Here is a 16,112-nt window from a genome sequence, read left to right as displayed (position 1 = left end):
TAACTGTAAACAACTTGGCAAAAATGCCTTTTAAACTGAACAATTATTTGTCCTTAATGGAGAAGATACATGTCTACACAAAAAGTTTTAACACTAATTAAAGAAAACGATGTTAAGTTTGTTGATTTACGTTTTACCGACACAAAAGGTAAAGAACAACACGTAACAATTCCTGTTAGCCAAATTGATGCTGATTTCTTTGAAGATGGTAAGATGTTTGACGGTTCATCAATTGCAGGTTGGAAAGGTATTAATGAATCAGACATGGTATTAATGCCAGATGCATCAAGTGCGGTAATTGATCCATTTTTTGAAGATGTGACGTTAAATTTGCGTTGTGATGTTTTAGAGCCTGCGACATTGCAAGGTTATGATCGCGATCCCCGTTCAATCGCTAAACGTGCTGAAGAGTTTTTAAAATCATCAGGTATTGCTGATACGGTTATTTTTGGACCAGAGCCAGAATTTTTCTTATTTGATGATGTGCGTTTTGGTACGCCAATGTCAGGTAGCTTTGTACATATTGATGATATCGAAGCCGCTTGGAACTCAGGTACTAAATATGAAGAAGGCAATAAAGGCCATCGTCCAGCAGTTAAAGGTGGTTACTTCCCACTTCCTCCCGTTGATTCATCCCAAGATATTCGTTCTGAAATGTGTTTAATCATGGAGCAATTAGGTTTAGTTGTTGAAGCGCATCACCATGAAGTAGCAACAGCAGGTCAAAACGAAATTGCTTGTCGTTTTAATACATTAACTAAAAAAGCCGATGAAGTGCAAATTTATAAGTATGTAGTACAAAATGTTGCGCATGCTTATGGTAAAACAGCGACATTTATGCCTAAACCGATGTTTGGCGATAATGGTTCAGGTATGCACTGCCACCAATCATTAGCCAAAGATGGGGTAAACTTATTTGCAGGCGATAAATATGCGGGCCTATCTGAAATGGCGCTATATTATATCGGTGGTATTATTAAACATGCTAAAGCAATTAATGCCTTTACCAACCCTGCAACTAACTCGTATAAACGTTTAGTCCCAGGTTATGAAGCACCAGTGATGCTTGCTTACTCGGCACGTAACCGCTCTGCGTCAATTCGTATTCCTGTTGTGACTAGCCCTAAAGCACGTCGCATTGAAGTTCGCTTCCCAGATCCAGCCGGTAACCCATACTTATCATTTGCAGCGCAGTTAATGGCTGGTTTAGATGGCATTATCAATAAAATTCATCCGGGCGATGCGATGGATAAAAACTTGTACGATTTACCACCAGAAGAGTCTAAATTAATTCCACAAGTGGCTGGCTCACTTGAAGAAGCACTTAATGCTTTAGATGCAGATCGTGAGTTCTTAACTCGTGGTAACGTATTTACTAATGACACTATCGATGCTTATATTGATTTAAAACGTCAAGATGTTGATCGTGTTCGTATGACTCCACATCCTGTTGAATTTGAGTTGTACTATAGTTTATAAGTTATTTTCGATTTAACTTAAAGTGCTCCACCGCTAATCAGCGGTGGTGTCTAGCGAGGGCGGGAATTGAAACGATGACATTTGATAATGAATCTGATGCTAATCTTGTTCTCGATTCAATAATCACAAGTATTTTATTGCTCGATAAAAATCTTCATATTCTTTATGCCAATACGGCAGCTCAGCAATTATTATCGCAAAGCACAAAAAAATTATTAGAGAGTTATTTGCCTGATTTATTGAGCTATTATTCGTTGGATTTTGAACTCATGTTAAGTGCGTTAGAACAAAATCAAGGTTTTACGGATAATGAAGTCAATTTAGTGATTAATAATGAATTGCATATTTTATCATTAACGGCACAATTATTAGCAAATGGACGCATTCTTATTGAAATGGCGCCATTAAATAACCATAAGCGTCTTAGCCAAGAGCAATTACAACAAGCTCAACAAAGTGCTGCTCGAGAATTAGTTAGAGGGCTTGCTCATGAAATTAAAAATCCATTGGGTGGTCTACGTGGCGCGGCTCAATTATTATCTCGGGAATTACCTAAAAATGAATTACAAGATTATACACAAATTATTATTGAGCAAGCCGATAGACTCAGAAACCTGGTTGATAGATTACTGGGCCCTCAGCAGCGGTTACAGCAAAAAGAACAAAATATTCACAAAGCAATAGAACGAATCTATGCTTTACTCTGTTTAGAAAAGCCAATTAATATTCAAATTTTACGTGATTATGATCCAAGCTTACCTGAGTTAATTCATGATTCTGAACAGATAGAACAAGTGATTTTAAATATTGTCCGTAATGCATTGCAGGCTATAGGAACAAAAACAGGAACAATAACGATAAGAACAAGAACGGCCTTTCAGGTGACTTTACATGGACAACGTTATCGACTTTGTGCCCGCATTGATATTGAAGATAATGGGCCTGGCGTACCGGTTCATATACAAGATACCTTGTTTTATCCAATGGTGAGTGGTTATGAGGGGGGAACAGGAATTGGACTTTCGATTGCACATAATATAGTCGATCAACATCATGGAAAAATTGAATTTAATAGTTGGCCTGGACATACTGAATTTTCTGTCTATTTGCCAATTAAACAATGAGGTAAATTAAAATGAATGTTTGGATTGTTGATGATGATAGTTCAATTCGATGGGTATTAGAAAAAGCACTTACCAATGCTCACTTTAACTGCGTTACTTTCGCGAATGGTCAAGAAGTGATTGATGCGTTAGATACGCATGTGCAAAAACCTGCTGTATTGATCTCGGATATCAAAATGCCAGGACTTGATGGGTTAACCTTGTTACATTATGTGAAAGAACAAATACCGAATTTACCTGTAATTATCATGACAGCCCATTCAGATCTTGATGCAGCGGTCAATGCTTATCAAAAAGGTGCTTATGACTATATTCCTAAACCATTTGATGTGGATGAAGTCATTCAATTAGTTGAACGCGCAATTTTACAAACGCAAACAAACAAGACAAGTCAAACCACAACAGCAAAAGCCTCAACCGGTATTATTGGTGAAGCCCCCGCGATGCAAGAGGTTTTTCGTATTATTGGGCGGTTATCTAAATCATCGATTAGTGTATTAATAAATGGTGAGTCAGGAACCGGTAAAGAGTTAGTTGCCAAGGCGTTACACATCCATAGTCCGCGTTCACAATCGCCTTTTATTGCTCTTAATATGGCCGCAATTCCTAAAGATTTGATTGAATCCGAACTTTTTGGGCATGAAAAGGGCGCTTTTACTGGCGCTGCTCAAATCAGACATGGTCGATTTGAACAAGCTAATGGTGGAACCCTATTTTTGGATGAAATTGGCGATATGCCGTTAGATGTGCAGACGCGATTATTACGCGTACTTGCTGATGGACAATTTTATCGAATTGGTGGTTATTCACCGGTTAAAGTCGATGTACGGATTATTGCCGCAACCCATCAAGATCTTCAAGCGAGAGTAAGAGAAGGTAAATTTAGAGAAGATCTTTTTCATCGTTTAAATGTTATTCGTATTTTATTACCACCGTTACGAGACAGAGCACAAGATATTCCAAAACTTGCTGAACACTTTTTGCATACAACTGCAAAAGAATTAGGTGTTGAAAGTAAAATTTTTAGTCCAGAAGCTTTAAAAATTTTATGTATGTCAAAATGGCCAGGGAATGTTAGGCAGCTTGAGAATACCTGTCGATGGGTCACAGTTATGTCCTCAAGTAAAGAAATACTGGTACAGGATTTGCCACCTGAACTACTACAAATGTCTATGCCTAAAAATTCAATAGAGTGTGAACCCCACTCTCAACCATTTCATCAACCAGAGCTTGAAATGAATTGGCAAAATTTACTTGAAAATTGGGCTAAACAAGCACTAATTGCAGGCAAAACGGGTATATTAACCGAAGCAGTAAACGATGTTGAACGTATTTTATTAAATTGTGCGTTAAACTTTACGCGTGGTCATAAACAAGATGCCGCACATTTATTAGGATGGGGACGTAACACGTTAACAAGGAAGTTGAAAGAATTATCAGATGATACACAAAATAAATTAGATGAGCTTTGATCATTAATTAAATAAGTTAGTTTGATTACTTTTGAATTAAAGTTTTTAAACTAACTCAATTAAAGTTTATTTGAACAACGACTTTTCAATTCTTAACAAAAAATTTGTATATTTATTTCTGATTTTCTCTCATTATTAATTAGAACCATAATTAACATTTTTCTATGTTTAGAGCAATGTTATTCATTTAATATGATTTTGGTTGTTATTCTTTTAAAAAAAAACAAAAAATAACTTTTCGCATAAAAAAACGAATTTATGCAGAAATATATTGACATTTGGGAAGGGAAACATATATAATGTTTAAAACGCAAAACGCAAAACGCAAAACCTGTAAAACCCTATTTATCGTTAGATAAATCGTTATATTTAAGTTTATTCTTTCACTCTAATCATTTTCGATCCTCAATTAACTTCTTATTCTCCTTTTTAAGAGGAAAAACAGCTCTTTTTAATCAGAAAATATTTAATTCAGTTTCTTTTTATTTAAAATTTATTGGTATCATTTTAGGATTAATCACTGCTAATTCAGTTAATTCGTTAACTGCCACCACTTCAGCTGCAATTCATGGCAATGCACCATATTTAACTTTTGATAATGGAGCCACTAGCAGAAATAAAACAGATCCGCTTTTGAATATTACGCTTTACGATGGACGAAGTTATAGCATCAAAGATAGTTTATCGACAAAAAGCAACCCAATTCGACTTCCTGCTGGAGGCGAAAAATTAAAAAATATTAAAACTGAACTTCCTTTAAATAAACTGAAAATCAGCTTGTTAGATCTAATTTCAAGTAAGGGTTATTGGAAAGATAATGATGGTGATAAGTTGTATACTGTTTCTGGCAATTTAACGTTAACGGTTAAAAGCGCTGATGGTGAAATGGTAAATAACCCTGAGCAGCTTTTGAATGATGCTTGTAATTCTCCCTATCAACTCAGTTTAACCAGTGATAGCGGCATTTTATCAACTCGCTATGGCTTGCCAAATTCTTCTAATTTTATTGGTAATCAAGCAGTTTACTATCTTATCCCTAATAAAGTGACCACTCCTTATTTTTGCTTTGCTCGGCCTAATTTAAAGTATAATGATAGCGATCCTTTTCCAAATTTTACATCTATGTCGGGACCAACAAGTCAATGGGATGGTAGTAAAGGATTTAAACTTCAAACCTTATATCAACCTTCGACCAATTTTCCAACCACAGCATCAAAAGGACTGTATTTTTATTTAACGGTAGCAGGGGCATTATCAAGTGAATTAAGCTATAGTAAATCGCCACAAAACTCTGGGATTAGCTTAAATATTACAACCGATAATATTAAACAAATCAATGTTGCTAAAGTAGAATTTCAAGGACCAGATAATGGTTCAAGTGCTGCAGAAGCTGCAACTGCAAAAGATCCAACTACTTTTACCATTTATTCAGATAAGAATAAAAAAAATATGATATACCGCTTCACAATAAGTAAATGGTTTATAGCAAAACCTGGTTATATTGACTATCCTTCTGCTAAATCCTACTGTGAAAATTTAGGTTACAAAATAGCTAATATTCTCGACTTAACTAATGCAAATGGTTGGGAATGGCAAGGTGGTTTGCCTAATCAACCCAATAATTACCAGCGTAGAATTGGTCAAACTTTATTTGCTGAATGGGGATTTACTGATAAGAATTATTATACAAATAGTGATCTAGAGTATGGTGATTATTGGACTGGGCAAATATACGACAATCTGAATGAGCCTTATCTTGTCCATTCAGATACCGGTGATGTATATCATGGTTATCTTGGTGGTAATAAACAGCGAGTTGCTTGCGTTAACTGATAGCTTTAACACAAATTTAGTATGAAAATTATTTCCTCATAGCCAATTATAACGGTGTGAGGAGTCGCACTAATAACATTGTCATCTTCACTGGATAAAATGTATTTATTCGATTGTTATATTTCTAATCTACCTAAGACACCCATTCTTTTATTCTATTAAAGTTAATTGAATAGCTTTATTTTTTTCGTTACAATCTAATGCAAATGATAATTGTTATATTTATCATTTCTTTTTTTATCAAGAATGATGATTAGGAGCCAAAATGTATTCACGTATCAAATTTAAGTTTATAGTGTTGTTAACAGCGCTATTTGTGTTAGCGGGATGTGATGATAATAAAAAAAATGAGCAAAGTTCAGTTAATAAAATAACCATTGAGCATGCGCAAGGTAAAACTGATGTACCTGAAAACCCTAAAAAGGTGGTTGTTTTTAATATCGCAACACTCGATATTATGGATGCTTTGAATATTCCTGTCTCAGCGGTTCCTCAATCTGATGTGCATTTCCCTGATTTTTTATCGAAATATAGTGATAAAAGTTATACTAATGTGGGGACGTTATTTGAGCCAAATTATGAAGTTTTAAGTTCATTAGCGCCTGATGTTATTATCGCAGGTGGTCGTGCGAACGATGTTTATAATAAATTAAATGATATTGCGCCAACTATTTCTCTTGATATTGATCCAAATAACTTTTTGGCAAGTTTAACACAAAGAACTGAACAATTAGGCACGTTGTTTAATAAACAAGATCAAGCTAAAAAGCTTATAGCTGATTTTAATCAAAAAATTGAACAACTTAAACCAAAAACAAATACCGCTGGAAGTGCACTAGTCATTATGGTTAATGGTGGCAAAATGTCAGCATATGGACCAAAATCTCGCTTTGGTTTTATCTTTGATATATTAGGTTTTAAACCTGCCACAACATTCCAAGAAGCAGGGCGTCATGGTAACGCAGTTACCTCTGAGTTTATTTTAAGTGTTAATCCACAGTGGCTTTTTGTTTTAGATAGAGATAATGCTATTGGAAATAAAGAAGCGCAATCAGCTCAACAAGTTTTAAATAATGATTTAATTCAAAAAACGGATGCATGGCAAAATAATCATATTGTCTATTTAGATTCAACCTCAATGTATATTGCTGGTGGTATTCAAACTTATAGCCACTTAATGGATCAAATAAGCGAAGCTTTACAAAAAACATCAGCTAATTAATCAAAGATATGGTTAAGTCGTTTTATTTTATTACAGGCATTTTCATTTTGTTGATAATGTCTGTAATAAGTTTATTTATTGGGGCTGGGAATGTCACGCTATCTGATCTTTGGATAGATAGTACCATGCGAGAGATTTTTTTTGTTAGCCGCGTTCCCAGAACCGTTGCTTTATTATTTGCAGGTAGTGCCATGAGTGTTGCCGGTTTAATAATGCAATTGTTAACCCAAAATCGATTTGTTGAACCTACTTTAGTTGGCACTACTCAATCAGCCAGTCTTGGTTTATTAATCATGATGGTGCTTGCACCGAGTGCAAGTGTGATGACAAAAATGGTTGTTGCCAGCTTATTTGCTATGGCGGGTACAATGATTTTTATGGTGATTTCCCGAAAAATCATTTTCAAATCAGTATTGATGGTGCCGCTTATTGGTATTATGTTGGGGGCAGTCATTAGCGCGATTACAACATTTTTCGCTATGTATTTTGATTTATTACAATCGCTTGGTGGTTGGGAATCAGGCGACTTTTCAGGTATTTTACAAGGCCGTTATGAATTATTATGGTTAGTCGGCGGTTTGACATTGCTTGCTTGTTGGAGTGCCGATCAATTTACCGTTGCAGGTTTGGGACGCGACTTTTCAGTTAATGTAGGTCTTAATTATCGTCGAGTCATGTTGACGGGACTTATTGTTATTGCATTAATTGGTGGGATTGTTGTTGTGGTCGTTGGTGTTTTACCTTTTTTAGGATTGATTGTGCCAAACATTGTCAGTTTATTATTTGGTGATAATGTTCGTAAAACGATACCTTGGATCTGTTTATTTGGCAGTGGATTAGTATTAATTTGTGACATTATTGGTCGGCTAATTCGTTATCCCTTTGAAATTCCCGTGAGTGTTATTCTTGGCGTAGTTGGCGCTATTATTTTCTTAATATTATTGAGTCGAAGACGCCATGTCAGTTAATCAAAAACGTTATACAATAAGTCAAAAAAGAGTATTTTTGTTATTTATTCTGTCTTTAATTTGTATAAGTTGTTTTATGACTTTAAACCTTAAAGGCAATATTAGTTATATATTGATGCACCGTACTTGGATTGTTTTAACCATGATTCTGGTTGCTTTTGCTGCATCGACTTCTACCTTACTTTTTCAAACCGTGACCAATAATCGAATTTTGACTCCATCAATTATGGGATTTGAATCTTTGTTTGTGTTAATCCAAACGATTGTGATCTTTTTTATTGATACACAAGGTATTCCCTATATTGGGATTATTGGTAAATTTGTATTTGAATCATTATTATTAATTTTATTTTCTCTCTTTTTATACCGTGGTTTATTCACTAAACTCAAACAAAATCTACATTTAGTTTTACTAATCGGTATTATTTTAGGTACGTTGTTCCGTAGCTTTTCTAACTTACTGCAACGTTTAATGACGCCAACAGAATTTGCTGTGTTACAAAGTCGAATTTTTGCAACATTTACCCGTGCTGAACCTGTCTTGATTATCTTTTCATTAATAATAGCCGCTGTGATTGGTGTATTTTTGTGGAAAATGCGATTTCGATTCGATGTACTTGCTTTAGGTCGGGATAATGCGATTAGTTTAGGTATCGATTATCAAAAGAGCGTTACAATAATTTTATTACTCGTTTCTGTTTTAGTCGCAATATCGACGGCATTGGTTGGACCGTTTACTTTTTTGGGTCTATTGATCGCTAATCTTGCTTATAGTATTAGCGGATCAAGCCAACATCGTTATTTACTGCCTACCGCTTTTTTATTGGGTATCATTTTTCTGGTCGGTGGGCAAATGTTTCTAGAGCGTGTGTTAAATATGGTTGGCGCTTTATCTATAGTGATTGAATTTATTGGTGGTTCTTTGTTTATTTTCTTATTATTGAAAAAGGTTCCAATGTGATTGAAATTGAAAATGTTTGTAAAAATTATCAAACTATACCCGTATTAAAAAATGTCAATGCGACTATTTCGCAAGGTGGGATTACGGCAATTATTGGACCGAATGGTGCAGGTAAATCAACGCTTTTATCGATTATCAGTCGACTTTTAGTGGCTGATGAAGGTGTTGTTAAAATTCAAAATATGGATGTTGTTAATACACCAAGTGATAAACTTGCGACCTATTTATCTGTTTTAAGACAAGAAAATCGGTTTACCAGTCGGTTAACTGTTTTTGAACTTGTTGGCTTTGGGCGTTATCCTTATACCAAAGGGCGCTTAAATGCTGATGATTATAAGCATATCAATCAAGCTCTGGATTTTTTGAATCTTACCGAATATAAAGATCGTTTTATTGATGAGTTATCCGGTGGTCAGCGCCAGCGTGCTTATGTGGCTATGATTCTTTGTCAAGATACCGAATATGTCTTACTCGATGAACCACTCAATAATTTAGACATGAAACATGCGGTTGCTATGATGAAACAATTACGTCGAGCAGCAGATGAACTCGGTAAAACCATCGTTATTGTCATTCATGATATTAATTTTGCATCCGTTTATTCAGACTATATTTTGGCGATGAAAAATGGTGAGCTTGTTTATCAAGGTAGTCCAGAGCAAATTATGAATTCACAACTTTTAGAGGATATATTTGATACTCCTATAAAAATTGAGAATGTCCAAAATCAAAATATTGCGATTTATTATTAACTTATTTTTTATGCTTGATATCGAACATAAACGAATTCAAACTTTAACCAGTTGAACAATGATTGTTCCTGCATTAACACTGTTAATCATCAGATAAAACAATTAAGGTTTACAATTTCTCTTTATTCATGTTTAATTGCCAACAATATGTTTGCTGAGACTATATTATGAAATTAGACGAAATTGCTTTGTTAGCGGGTGTTTCTCGAACTACAGCTAGCTATGTAATTAATGGAAAAGCAAAAAAATATCGTGTTAGTGATAGAACGATTGAAAAAGTCTTAGCGGTCGTTAAAGAGCATAACTATCAACCAAATCAAGTCGCAGCAGGACTAAGAGCTGGTAAAACACGCACAATAGGTATTATTATTCCTGATTTGGAAAATAGTAGTTATACAACAATTGCCAATTACTTAGAGCAATTAGCGCGCAAAAATGGATATCAATTATTACTTTCATGTTCTGAAGATAAACCAAGTATTGAGCAAGAGTGCGTAAGGCATCTTCAGCAGCGGCGAGTTGATGCTTTAGTCATATCTTCATCGTTTGTGTCTCCTCAAGATTATAGGTTTTATGATGGTTGGCAAAATAACCAAATTCCATTATTTGCCTTAGATAGAACATTATCCAATAATCAATTTAGAAACATCGTTGGATCTGATAAACAAGATGCCAAAACGTTAGGCTCCACGTTTAGTCAATTTGTTGATGGAACTGTCGTTTATATTGGTGCTTTGCCTAATTTATCGGTTAGTCAATTACGTCTTGAAGGATTTGAATCAATTGCAGCAAACCAGTTTAATAAAGTTGATTTTTTATATGCAAATAATTATAGTCGCTGTGACGCCGAAATTGTATTTAGTCATTGGTTAGAAACGCATGATATACCCGATGGTATTTTCACTACCTCCTTTTCATTATTACAAGGCGCGATTGATTCAATTTTAAAAAAATTTGGCTATCTACCCAATCAACTGACGATTGCTACTTTTGGTGATCATGAACTGCTTGATTTTTTACCGTGTAAGGTGATATCGCTTGCTCAAGATCATCAAGAAGTTTCACAAGTTGTTATCGCATTATTAATGGAAAGCTTGCGTGAACAAAGTTATAAGCCTGGTACAACCATTATTCCTAGGCGGTTGCTATATAGAGGAAGCTTGGGTAGAGCCTGTCTGAGCGATTATAAAAAATAACTTTTTTAAGTTTTAATCAAAAAATTGGATCTAGATCACATATTAATTATTAATAGAGATAATTTATTTGATAAATATTTTAATTGTATTCATCATTGCTGAAACGATTCAATATAATTCAATTAAGGATTTAGAATTGTTGAGTTATTTTAGCAAACCCAACATTTTAACCCAGAGGTATTTATTCTATGTTTCATTTAGTTAAAGAAAATATTCATTTAAATGAACAAGCGACTAACAAGCAAGAAGCAATAAAAAAAATTGCCGCAGCATTAACGAGTGCAGGTTTTGTTGAAGATGGATATGTTAAAGGTATGCTAGAGCGAGAAGAGCAAGCTGCAACCTATCTGGGTATTGGTATCGCGATTCCTCATGGCACCACAAAAACTCGACATTTAGTGAAAAAAACAGGTGTACAGGTATTTTGTTTTCCAAATGGCGTTGAGTGGGGTGATGATGGTGAAAAAGCTTACTTGGCTATTGGTATTGCGGCAAGCTCTGATGAGCATTTAGAATTACTTCGCCAATTGACACATGTTCTTGGTGAAGATGGCGTTGAAGATAAAATTAAAAAAATTCAAACAGCGGATGAAGCAATTGCTATTTTAACTGACAAAGTAGAGCAACAAGATAACAAATTTACCATTCATCAAGATTCAGTGTTATTAGATATTCAAGCAGATAGCCTAGCAACCCTACAAGCATTGAATGCTTCGCGTTTAAAACAGCACAATGCAGTGAATGCTAATTTTATTGCCGATGTGCTTGATAACAAACCTAATTATTTAGGCAATGGGATTTGGTTAAGTGATAGTAAAAATGGTAATTTAAAAAATGCGATTGCCATTAGCCGTACAGTTAGTCATCTGAGTGAAGATAGTAAACCTGTAAAATTACTTATAACAATGTCGGTTGTTGATGATTCAGTTGCAGAAGTTGTGCATCACATCGCATCGTTGATTTTTAGACAAAAATTAGACCAACTTTTAACAGCAAATGTCGAGCAATTAAGTCAGCTACTTATTTCTGGTTCTGATATCAATAATTCTGAGCATGTTGAATCGATCCCTACTCTTGCTCAATCTAATGCAGCCGAATCAAATGATAATGAATTAAGTCGTGAATTTGTTATTCATAATGAAAATGGCCTGCATACCCGCCCATCATCTGTATTAGTTAAATTGGTAAAAGAATTCAATAGTAAAATAACGGTTGCCAATTTAGATGGTAAAGGTGAGCCTGTAAGTGCAACCAGCTTAATGAAGATTGTAGCTCTAGGTGCTAAAAAAGGCAGTCGTCTTAAATTTACTGCTGTTGGACAAGATGCTGAGCAAGCGCTCGAAGCCATAGGTCAAGCCATTGCTAGCGGATTAGGTGAGGGAACTGAATAATGACTTATCGTGTTGCAACAATTACATTAAATCCCGCTTATGATCTATTAGGTTTTTGTCCTAAAGTTGAACTTGGTGATGTTAATTTAGTCCAGACAAATGCACTACTTGCTGCTGGTAAAGGGATTAATGTTGCCAAAGTACTATCAGATCTGGATGTTAAGTTAACGGTAGGCGGTTTTTTAGGTAAAGAAAATCGTGATGGTTTTAACTTGCTGTTTAAATCACTAAATGTCGTCGATAAATTTCAAACCATTGATGGGCGCACCCGTATTAATGTTAAATTAACTGAAGAAAATAGCGAAGTTACCGACCTAAATTTTTCTGGTTTTACGATTAACGATCAAGATTGGCAGACTTTCGTTACCGATTCATTAGAATGGTTAAAAGATATAGATATGGTTGCCATTAGTGGTAGTTTACCTGCTGGCGTATCTCTGGAAAAGTTTACAGAATGGATGAAGCAAGTTAAAGCAATTTGCCCTAAAGTGGTATTTGATAGTAGCCGTGATGCTTTAGTAGCAGGTCTTAAAGCCAACCCTTGGTTAATTAAACCAAATGATAAGGAACTTGAAATGTGGGTTGGTCGAAAGTTATCTACGCTTACTGACATCAAAACAGCTGCTTTACAAATTATCGATAGTGGTATTGAAAATGTGGTCATCTCACTTGGTAGCAAAGGTGCATTATGGGTAACAAAAAATGAAGCGTGGATTGCTAAACCCCCAAAATGCCAAGTTGTTAGTACAGTTGGTGCGGGTGACTCAATGGTCGCTGGATTAATGTATGGTCTTATGACTAATCAATCAATTAAAGATACGTTAGTGTTTGCATCAAGTGTTGCAGCGCTATCTGTTGAACAAGCAGGCGTAGGCATTTCTGATCGTCAAGCTGTAACAAATATGCTCGGCAAAATTGAAATTAACGCTGGATAGGAGTATTCATGAATATATATATTGTTGAAGGTAGTAATACAGGTCCAGTAAATGGACGATTAGCTAAAGCTGAACTTATTTTAGCTGCTAATGCTTTAAATTTAAATGTAGTTGAAAACGCAGCAAATGCCGATGTGATTGTTGCAGTGGGTACAGGATCAATTGCTGATACGTCAGTGATGGGTAAAAAAGTTTATGTTGTTGAACATATCGATGATGTTTTTGCCAATTCGAAACAAATATTAAACGATGCGCCAAATAAAGCAAAAGTTTATGAGCAAACAGCGACAACAGCTTCAGCTTCTGCTACAGGGATAAAACGCATTGTTGCTGTTACTGCTTGCCCAACAGGTGTGGCTCACACATTTATGGCAGCCGAAGCCATTGAAGAAGAAGCAAAAAAACGCGGCTGGTGGTGTAAAGTTGAAACACGTGGATCAGTTGGCGTGGGGAATGAATTAACACCTGAAGAAGTTGCTTCTGCTGATGTCGTTATTGCTGCATGTGATATTGATGTTGATTTAAGCAAATTTGCCGGTAAAAAATTATACCGTACTAAAACTGGTCCTGCTCTTAAAAAGACCGCTCAGGAATTAGATAAAGCATTCGAAGAAGCAACAATTTATCAACCTACAACCAATACCTCATCAGCTAAATCAAGTAATGAGAAGAAGAGCGTTTATAAACATCTATTAACCGGTGTTTCGTATATGTTACCTATGGTGGTTGCAGGTGGGTTAATTATTGCGCTTTCTTTTGCATTTGGTCAGTTCCAAGAAGTATTAAAAACAGTTACTGTAGTTGAAAATGGCGTAGAAGTTGTTAAACAAACTCTTGTAAATGAGCTTGTTGGAGAACCTCATTTAAAACAAATTGGTGATTTAGCATTCTCACTAATGGTTCCATTGCTTGCTGGTTATATTGCTTACTCAATTGCTGATAGACCAGGGCTTGCTCCTGGCCTAGTTGGTGGTTTACTTGCAGTTTCAACTGGTGCCGGATTCTTAGGTGGTATTATTATTGGTTATTTTGCTGGTTATTTAGCCTTGTTAATTACTCGATATTTACCACTACCAAAAACGCTTGAAGCATTAAAACCTATTCTAATTGTGCCTTTACTTGCAACTTTAATTACAGGTCTTGTTATGCAATTTGTTGTTGGTACGCCAATCGCATGGTTAATGAAAACTATTACTGTATGGCTAAATACCATGAATGGTGCTAATGCTATTATGTTAGGTGCATTATTAGGTGGTATGATGTGTACTGATATGGGTGGACCAATTAATAAAGTTGCTTATGCGTTTGGTACTGGTATGATTTCTTCACAAGTTTATGCACCTATGGCTGCAGTTATGGCGGGTGGAATGGTTCCTCCATTAGCGATGGGATTAGCTACTTTAATAGCCCGTAAAAAATTTGCTAAAGCAGAACAAGAAAGTGGTAAAGCGTCTTTAGTTTTAGGTTTATGCTTCATCTCTGAAGGGGCAATTCCTTTTGCAGCGCGTGATCCGTTACGTGTTATCCCTTGTTGTATTGTTGGTGGTGCAATCACTGGTGGTATGGCATTGGCATTTGGTTCAACGTTAATGACGCCACATGGTGGGTTATTTGCGTTAGCAATCCCAGGCGTTGTTAAACCCGTTGGCGGTTATTTATTGTCAATCTTAGTCGGCTCTATCATTGCTGGTGTAGTTTATGCGGTTATTAAAAAACCGGAAGTCGTTGCCGAAGAAGTTACACAGTAATTATTTTTATACTTACAAAAAACGCCATTATAAAATGGCGTTTTTGCTTTTTAATGAATAATAATTACTTTTTCACCCAACGCTGTAGGTCTTTAGCAATAAAATCATCCATTTTTTGTAATATATTTGTTGCATTATCTGATACGATTAATGTGTTATAAAAACTTTCTCGAATAAACCCCTCTTGTACCGCATGCTTTAAAAAGTTCAGCAGAGGTTGCCAAAATTGGCTATTGAATAGTGCAACGGGTTTTTCATGGTAGCCTATTTGCATCGCTGTCCAAACTTCAAAAATTTCTTCTAATGTGCCCGTTCCACCTGGCATCGCAATAAAACCATCAGCTAGTTCAGCAAGCCTTGCTTTGCGTTGATGCATATTTTGAACAACTTCTAACTGAGTAATGCCATGATGCGCAGTTTCGGCTTTAACTAAACGTTCAGGAATAACACCAATAACCTCACCACCATTAGCTAATACGGCATTAGCAATAATCCCCATTAACCCTTTATTGCCACCACCATAAATTAATCGCCTATTTTGTTTAGCAATGGTTTGACCAAGTTGTTCAGCTGCAACACGATATTCGGCACGATTGCCCTCACTGGCACCACAAAACACACAAATATTCTTTTTCATAAACGTTTATTTAACCTATCTTGTCATTTTTAACTTATTTTAGCATAGACATAGACAAATTTGCTTACAAGCTGAGCAATTGATTTTATTTAGTGTTTTAACGATTGACATAAACGTAATAGATGGTTAATATTTTGTCCGTCAAGTGTTCCTCCATAGTTCAGTCGGTAGAACGGCGGACTGTTAATCCGTATGTCACAGGTTCAAGTCCTGTTGGAGGAGCCAACTTTTTCACTTCAACTCATATCTATACATCTCTATTTAGTTATAAATCAATATATTATATTTTTTAGTATATCTATTATCCCTATACATCTATAAATTTATTATTTTTTGGGGTACGAATGAGTGTTCAGCAAAAATTTTCAATTTTTCTTATAAAAAAGAATTTTAT

13 protein-coding genes and 1 tRNA gene are annotated in these 16,112 nt (G+C 35.4%); 13 read left to right on the top strand and 1 reads right to left on the bottom strand.

Features of this window, described 5'->3' with window-relative positions; translation table 11 throughout:
- Positions 1-69 precede the first annotated feature (69 nt).
- The 12 genes from glnA (at position 70) to fruA (ending at position 15,081) form a co-directional block, all read left to right on the top strand.
- Positions 70-1,479 (top strand): glutamate--ammonia ligase, encoded by a 1,410-nt coding sequence (gene glnA / locus J3U63_RS03530; RefSeq protein ID WP_065633690.1) that lies wholly within the window; start codon positions 70-72, stop codon positions 1,477-1,479.
- Between the two features lie 74 nt (positions 1,480-1,553).
- Positions 1,554-2,603: a nitrogen regulation protein NR(II) gene (gene glnL / locus J3U63_RS03525; RefSeq protein ID WP_267333796.1), complete on the top strand. Its 1,050-nt coding sequence runs from the start codon at positions 1,554-1,556 to the stop codon at positions 2,601-2,603.
- Positions 2,604-2,614: 11 nt separating this feature from the next.
- On the top strand, positions 2,615-4,075 hold the full coding sequence (gene glnG, locus J3U63_RS03520; RefSeq protein WP_267370443.1) for a nitrogen regulation protein NR(I): 1,461 nt from the start codon (positions 2,615-2,617) through the stop codon (positions 4,073-4,075).
- 633 nt (positions 4,076-4,708) lie between these two features.
- Positions 4,709-5,908 carry a hypothetical protein gene (locus J3U63_RS03515; protein WP_267348413.1) on the top strand — a complete coding sequence of 400 codons (1,200 nt, stop codon included), beginning with the start codon at positions 4,709-4,711 and terminating at the stop codon, positions 5,906-5,908.
- A gap of 265 nt (positions 5,909-6,173) precedes the next feature.
- Complete coding sequence (locus tag J3U63_RS03510) at positions 6,174-7,130, top strand: siderophore ABC transporter substrate-binding protein (RefSeq protein ID WP_267333793.1); 957 nt, start codon at positions 6,174-6,176, stop codon at positions 7,128-7,130.
- An 8-nt stretch (positions 7,131-7,138) separates the two neighbouring features.
- Positions 7,139-8,098: an ABC transporter permease gene (locus tag J3U63_RS03505; protein WP_416381282.1), complete on the top strand. Its 960-nt coding sequence runs from the start codon at positions 7,139-7,141 to the stop codon at positions 8,096-8,098.
- Complete coding sequence (locus J3U63_RS03500; protein WP_416379590.1) at positions 8,088-9,059, top strand: iron chelate uptake ABC transporter family permease subunit; 972 nt, start codon at positions 8,088-8,090, stop codon at positions 9,057-9,059. Before J3U63_RS03505 ends, J3U63_RS03500 begins: the two co-directional genes overlap by 11 nt.
- Positions 9,056-9,811: an ABC transporter ATP-binding protein gene (locus J3U63_RS03495; RefSeq protein WP_267333790.1), complete on the top strand. Its 756-nt coding sequence runs from the start codon at positions 9,056-9,058 to the stop codon at positions 9,809-9,811. Before J3U63_RS03500 ends, J3U63_RS03495 begins: the two co-directional genes overlap by 4 nt.
- Positions 9,812-9,978: 167 nt before the next feature.
- Positions 9,979-11,007: a catabolite repressor/activator gene (gene cra / locus J3U63_RS03490; protein ID WP_267333789.1), complete on the top strand. Its 1,029-nt coding sequence runs from the start codon at positions 9,979-9,981 to the stop codon at positions 11,005-11,007.
- Between the two features lie 188 nt (positions 11,008-11,195).
- Positions 11,196-12,398 (top strand): fused PTS fructose transporter subunit IIA/HPr protein, encoded by a 1,203-nt coding sequence (gene fruB / locus J3U63_RS03485; protein ID WP_267348410.1) that lies wholly within the window; start codon positions 11,196-11,198, stop codon positions 12,396-12,398.
- Positions 12,398-13,333: a 1-phosphofructokinase gene (gene fruK, locus J3U63_RS03480; RefSeq protein WP_267333787.1), complete on the top strand. Its 936-nt coding sequence runs from the start codon at positions 12,398-12,400 to the stop codon at positions 13,331-13,333. Before fruB ends, fruK begins: the two co-directional genes overlap by 1 nt.
- A gap of 8 nt (positions 13,334-13,341) precedes the next feature.
- On the top strand, positions 13,342-15,081 hold the full coding sequence (gene fruA / locus J3U63_RS03475; RefSeq protein WP_267370439.1) for a PTS fructose transporter subunit IIBC: 1,740 nt from the start codon (positions 13,342-13,344) through the stop codon (positions 15,079-15,081).
- A gap of 64 nt (positions 15,082-15,145) precedes the next feature.
- On the opposite strand, the gene J3U63_RS03470 is transcribed toward fruA, so the two are convergent.
- Positions 15,146-15,718 carry a TIGR00730 family Rossman fold protein gene (locus J3U63_RS03470; protein ID WP_267370437.1) on the bottom strand — a complete coding sequence of 191 codons (573 nt, stop codon included), beginning with the start codon at positions 15,716-15,718 and terminating at the stop codon, positions 15,146-15,148.
- Positions 15,719-15,867: 149 nt separating this feature from the next.
- On the opposite strand from J3U63_RS03470, the gene J3U63_RS03465 reads away from it, so the two are divergent.
- Positions 15,868-15,943: transfer RNA gene (locus J3U63_RS03465), tRNA-Asn, on the top strand.
- Positions 15,944-16,112: the final 169 nt, after the last annotated feature.

Origin of the sequence: Gilliamella sp. B2838 (assembly GCF_026536185.1) — a bacterium.
Lineage (GTDB): Bacteria > Pseudomonadota > Gammaproteobacteria > Enterobacterales > Orbaceae > Gilliamella.
This window is presented reverse-complemented; position numbering and strand designations above follow the sequence as displayed.

Excerpts from the sequence above, each read along its gene's own strand:
- fruK (WP_267333787.1), top strand. The coding sequence starts at position 12,398 with ATGACTTATCGTGTTGCAACAATTACATTAAATCCCGCTTATGATCTA.
- J3U63_RS03510 (WP_267333793.1), top strand. The coding sequence starts at position 6,174 with ATGTATTCACGTATCAAATTTAAGTTTATAGTGTTGTTAACAGCGCTA.
- glnG (WP_267370443.1), top strand. The coding sequence starts at position 2,615 with ATGAATGTTTGGATTGTTGATGATGATAGTTCAATTCGATGGGTATTA.
- J3U63_RS03505 (WP_416381282.1), top strand. The coding sequence starts at position 7,139 with ATGGTTAAGTCGTTTTATTTTATTACAGGCATTTTCATTTTGTTGATA.
- fruB (WP_267348410.1), top strand. The coding sequence starts at position 11,196 with ATGTTTCATTTAGTTAAAGAAAATATTCATTTAAATGAACAAGCGACT.
- J3U63_RS03500 (WP_416379590.1), top strand. The coding sequence starts at position 8,088 with ATGTCAGTTAATCAAAAACGTTATACAATAAGTCAAAAAAGAGTATTT.
- glnL (WP_267333796.1), top strand. The coding sequence starts at position 1,554 with ATGACATTTGATAATGAATCTGATGCTAATCTTGTTCTCGATTCAATA.
- cra (WP_267333789.1), top strand. The coding sequence starts at position 9,979 with ATGAAATTAGACGAAATTGCTTTGTTAGCGGGTGTTTCTCGAACTACA.
- glnA (WP_065633690.1), top strand. The coding sequence starts at position 70 with ATGTCTACACAAAAAGTTTTAACACTAATTAAAGAAAACGATGTTAAG.
- fruA (WP_267370439.1), top strand. The coding sequence starts at position 13,342 with ATGAATATATATATTGTTGAAGGTAGTAATACAGGTCCAGTAAATGGA.
- J3U63_RS03470 (WP_267370437.1), bottom strand. The coding sequence starts at position 15,718 with ATGAAAAAGAATATTTGTGTGTTTTGTGGTGCCAGTGAGGGCAATCGT.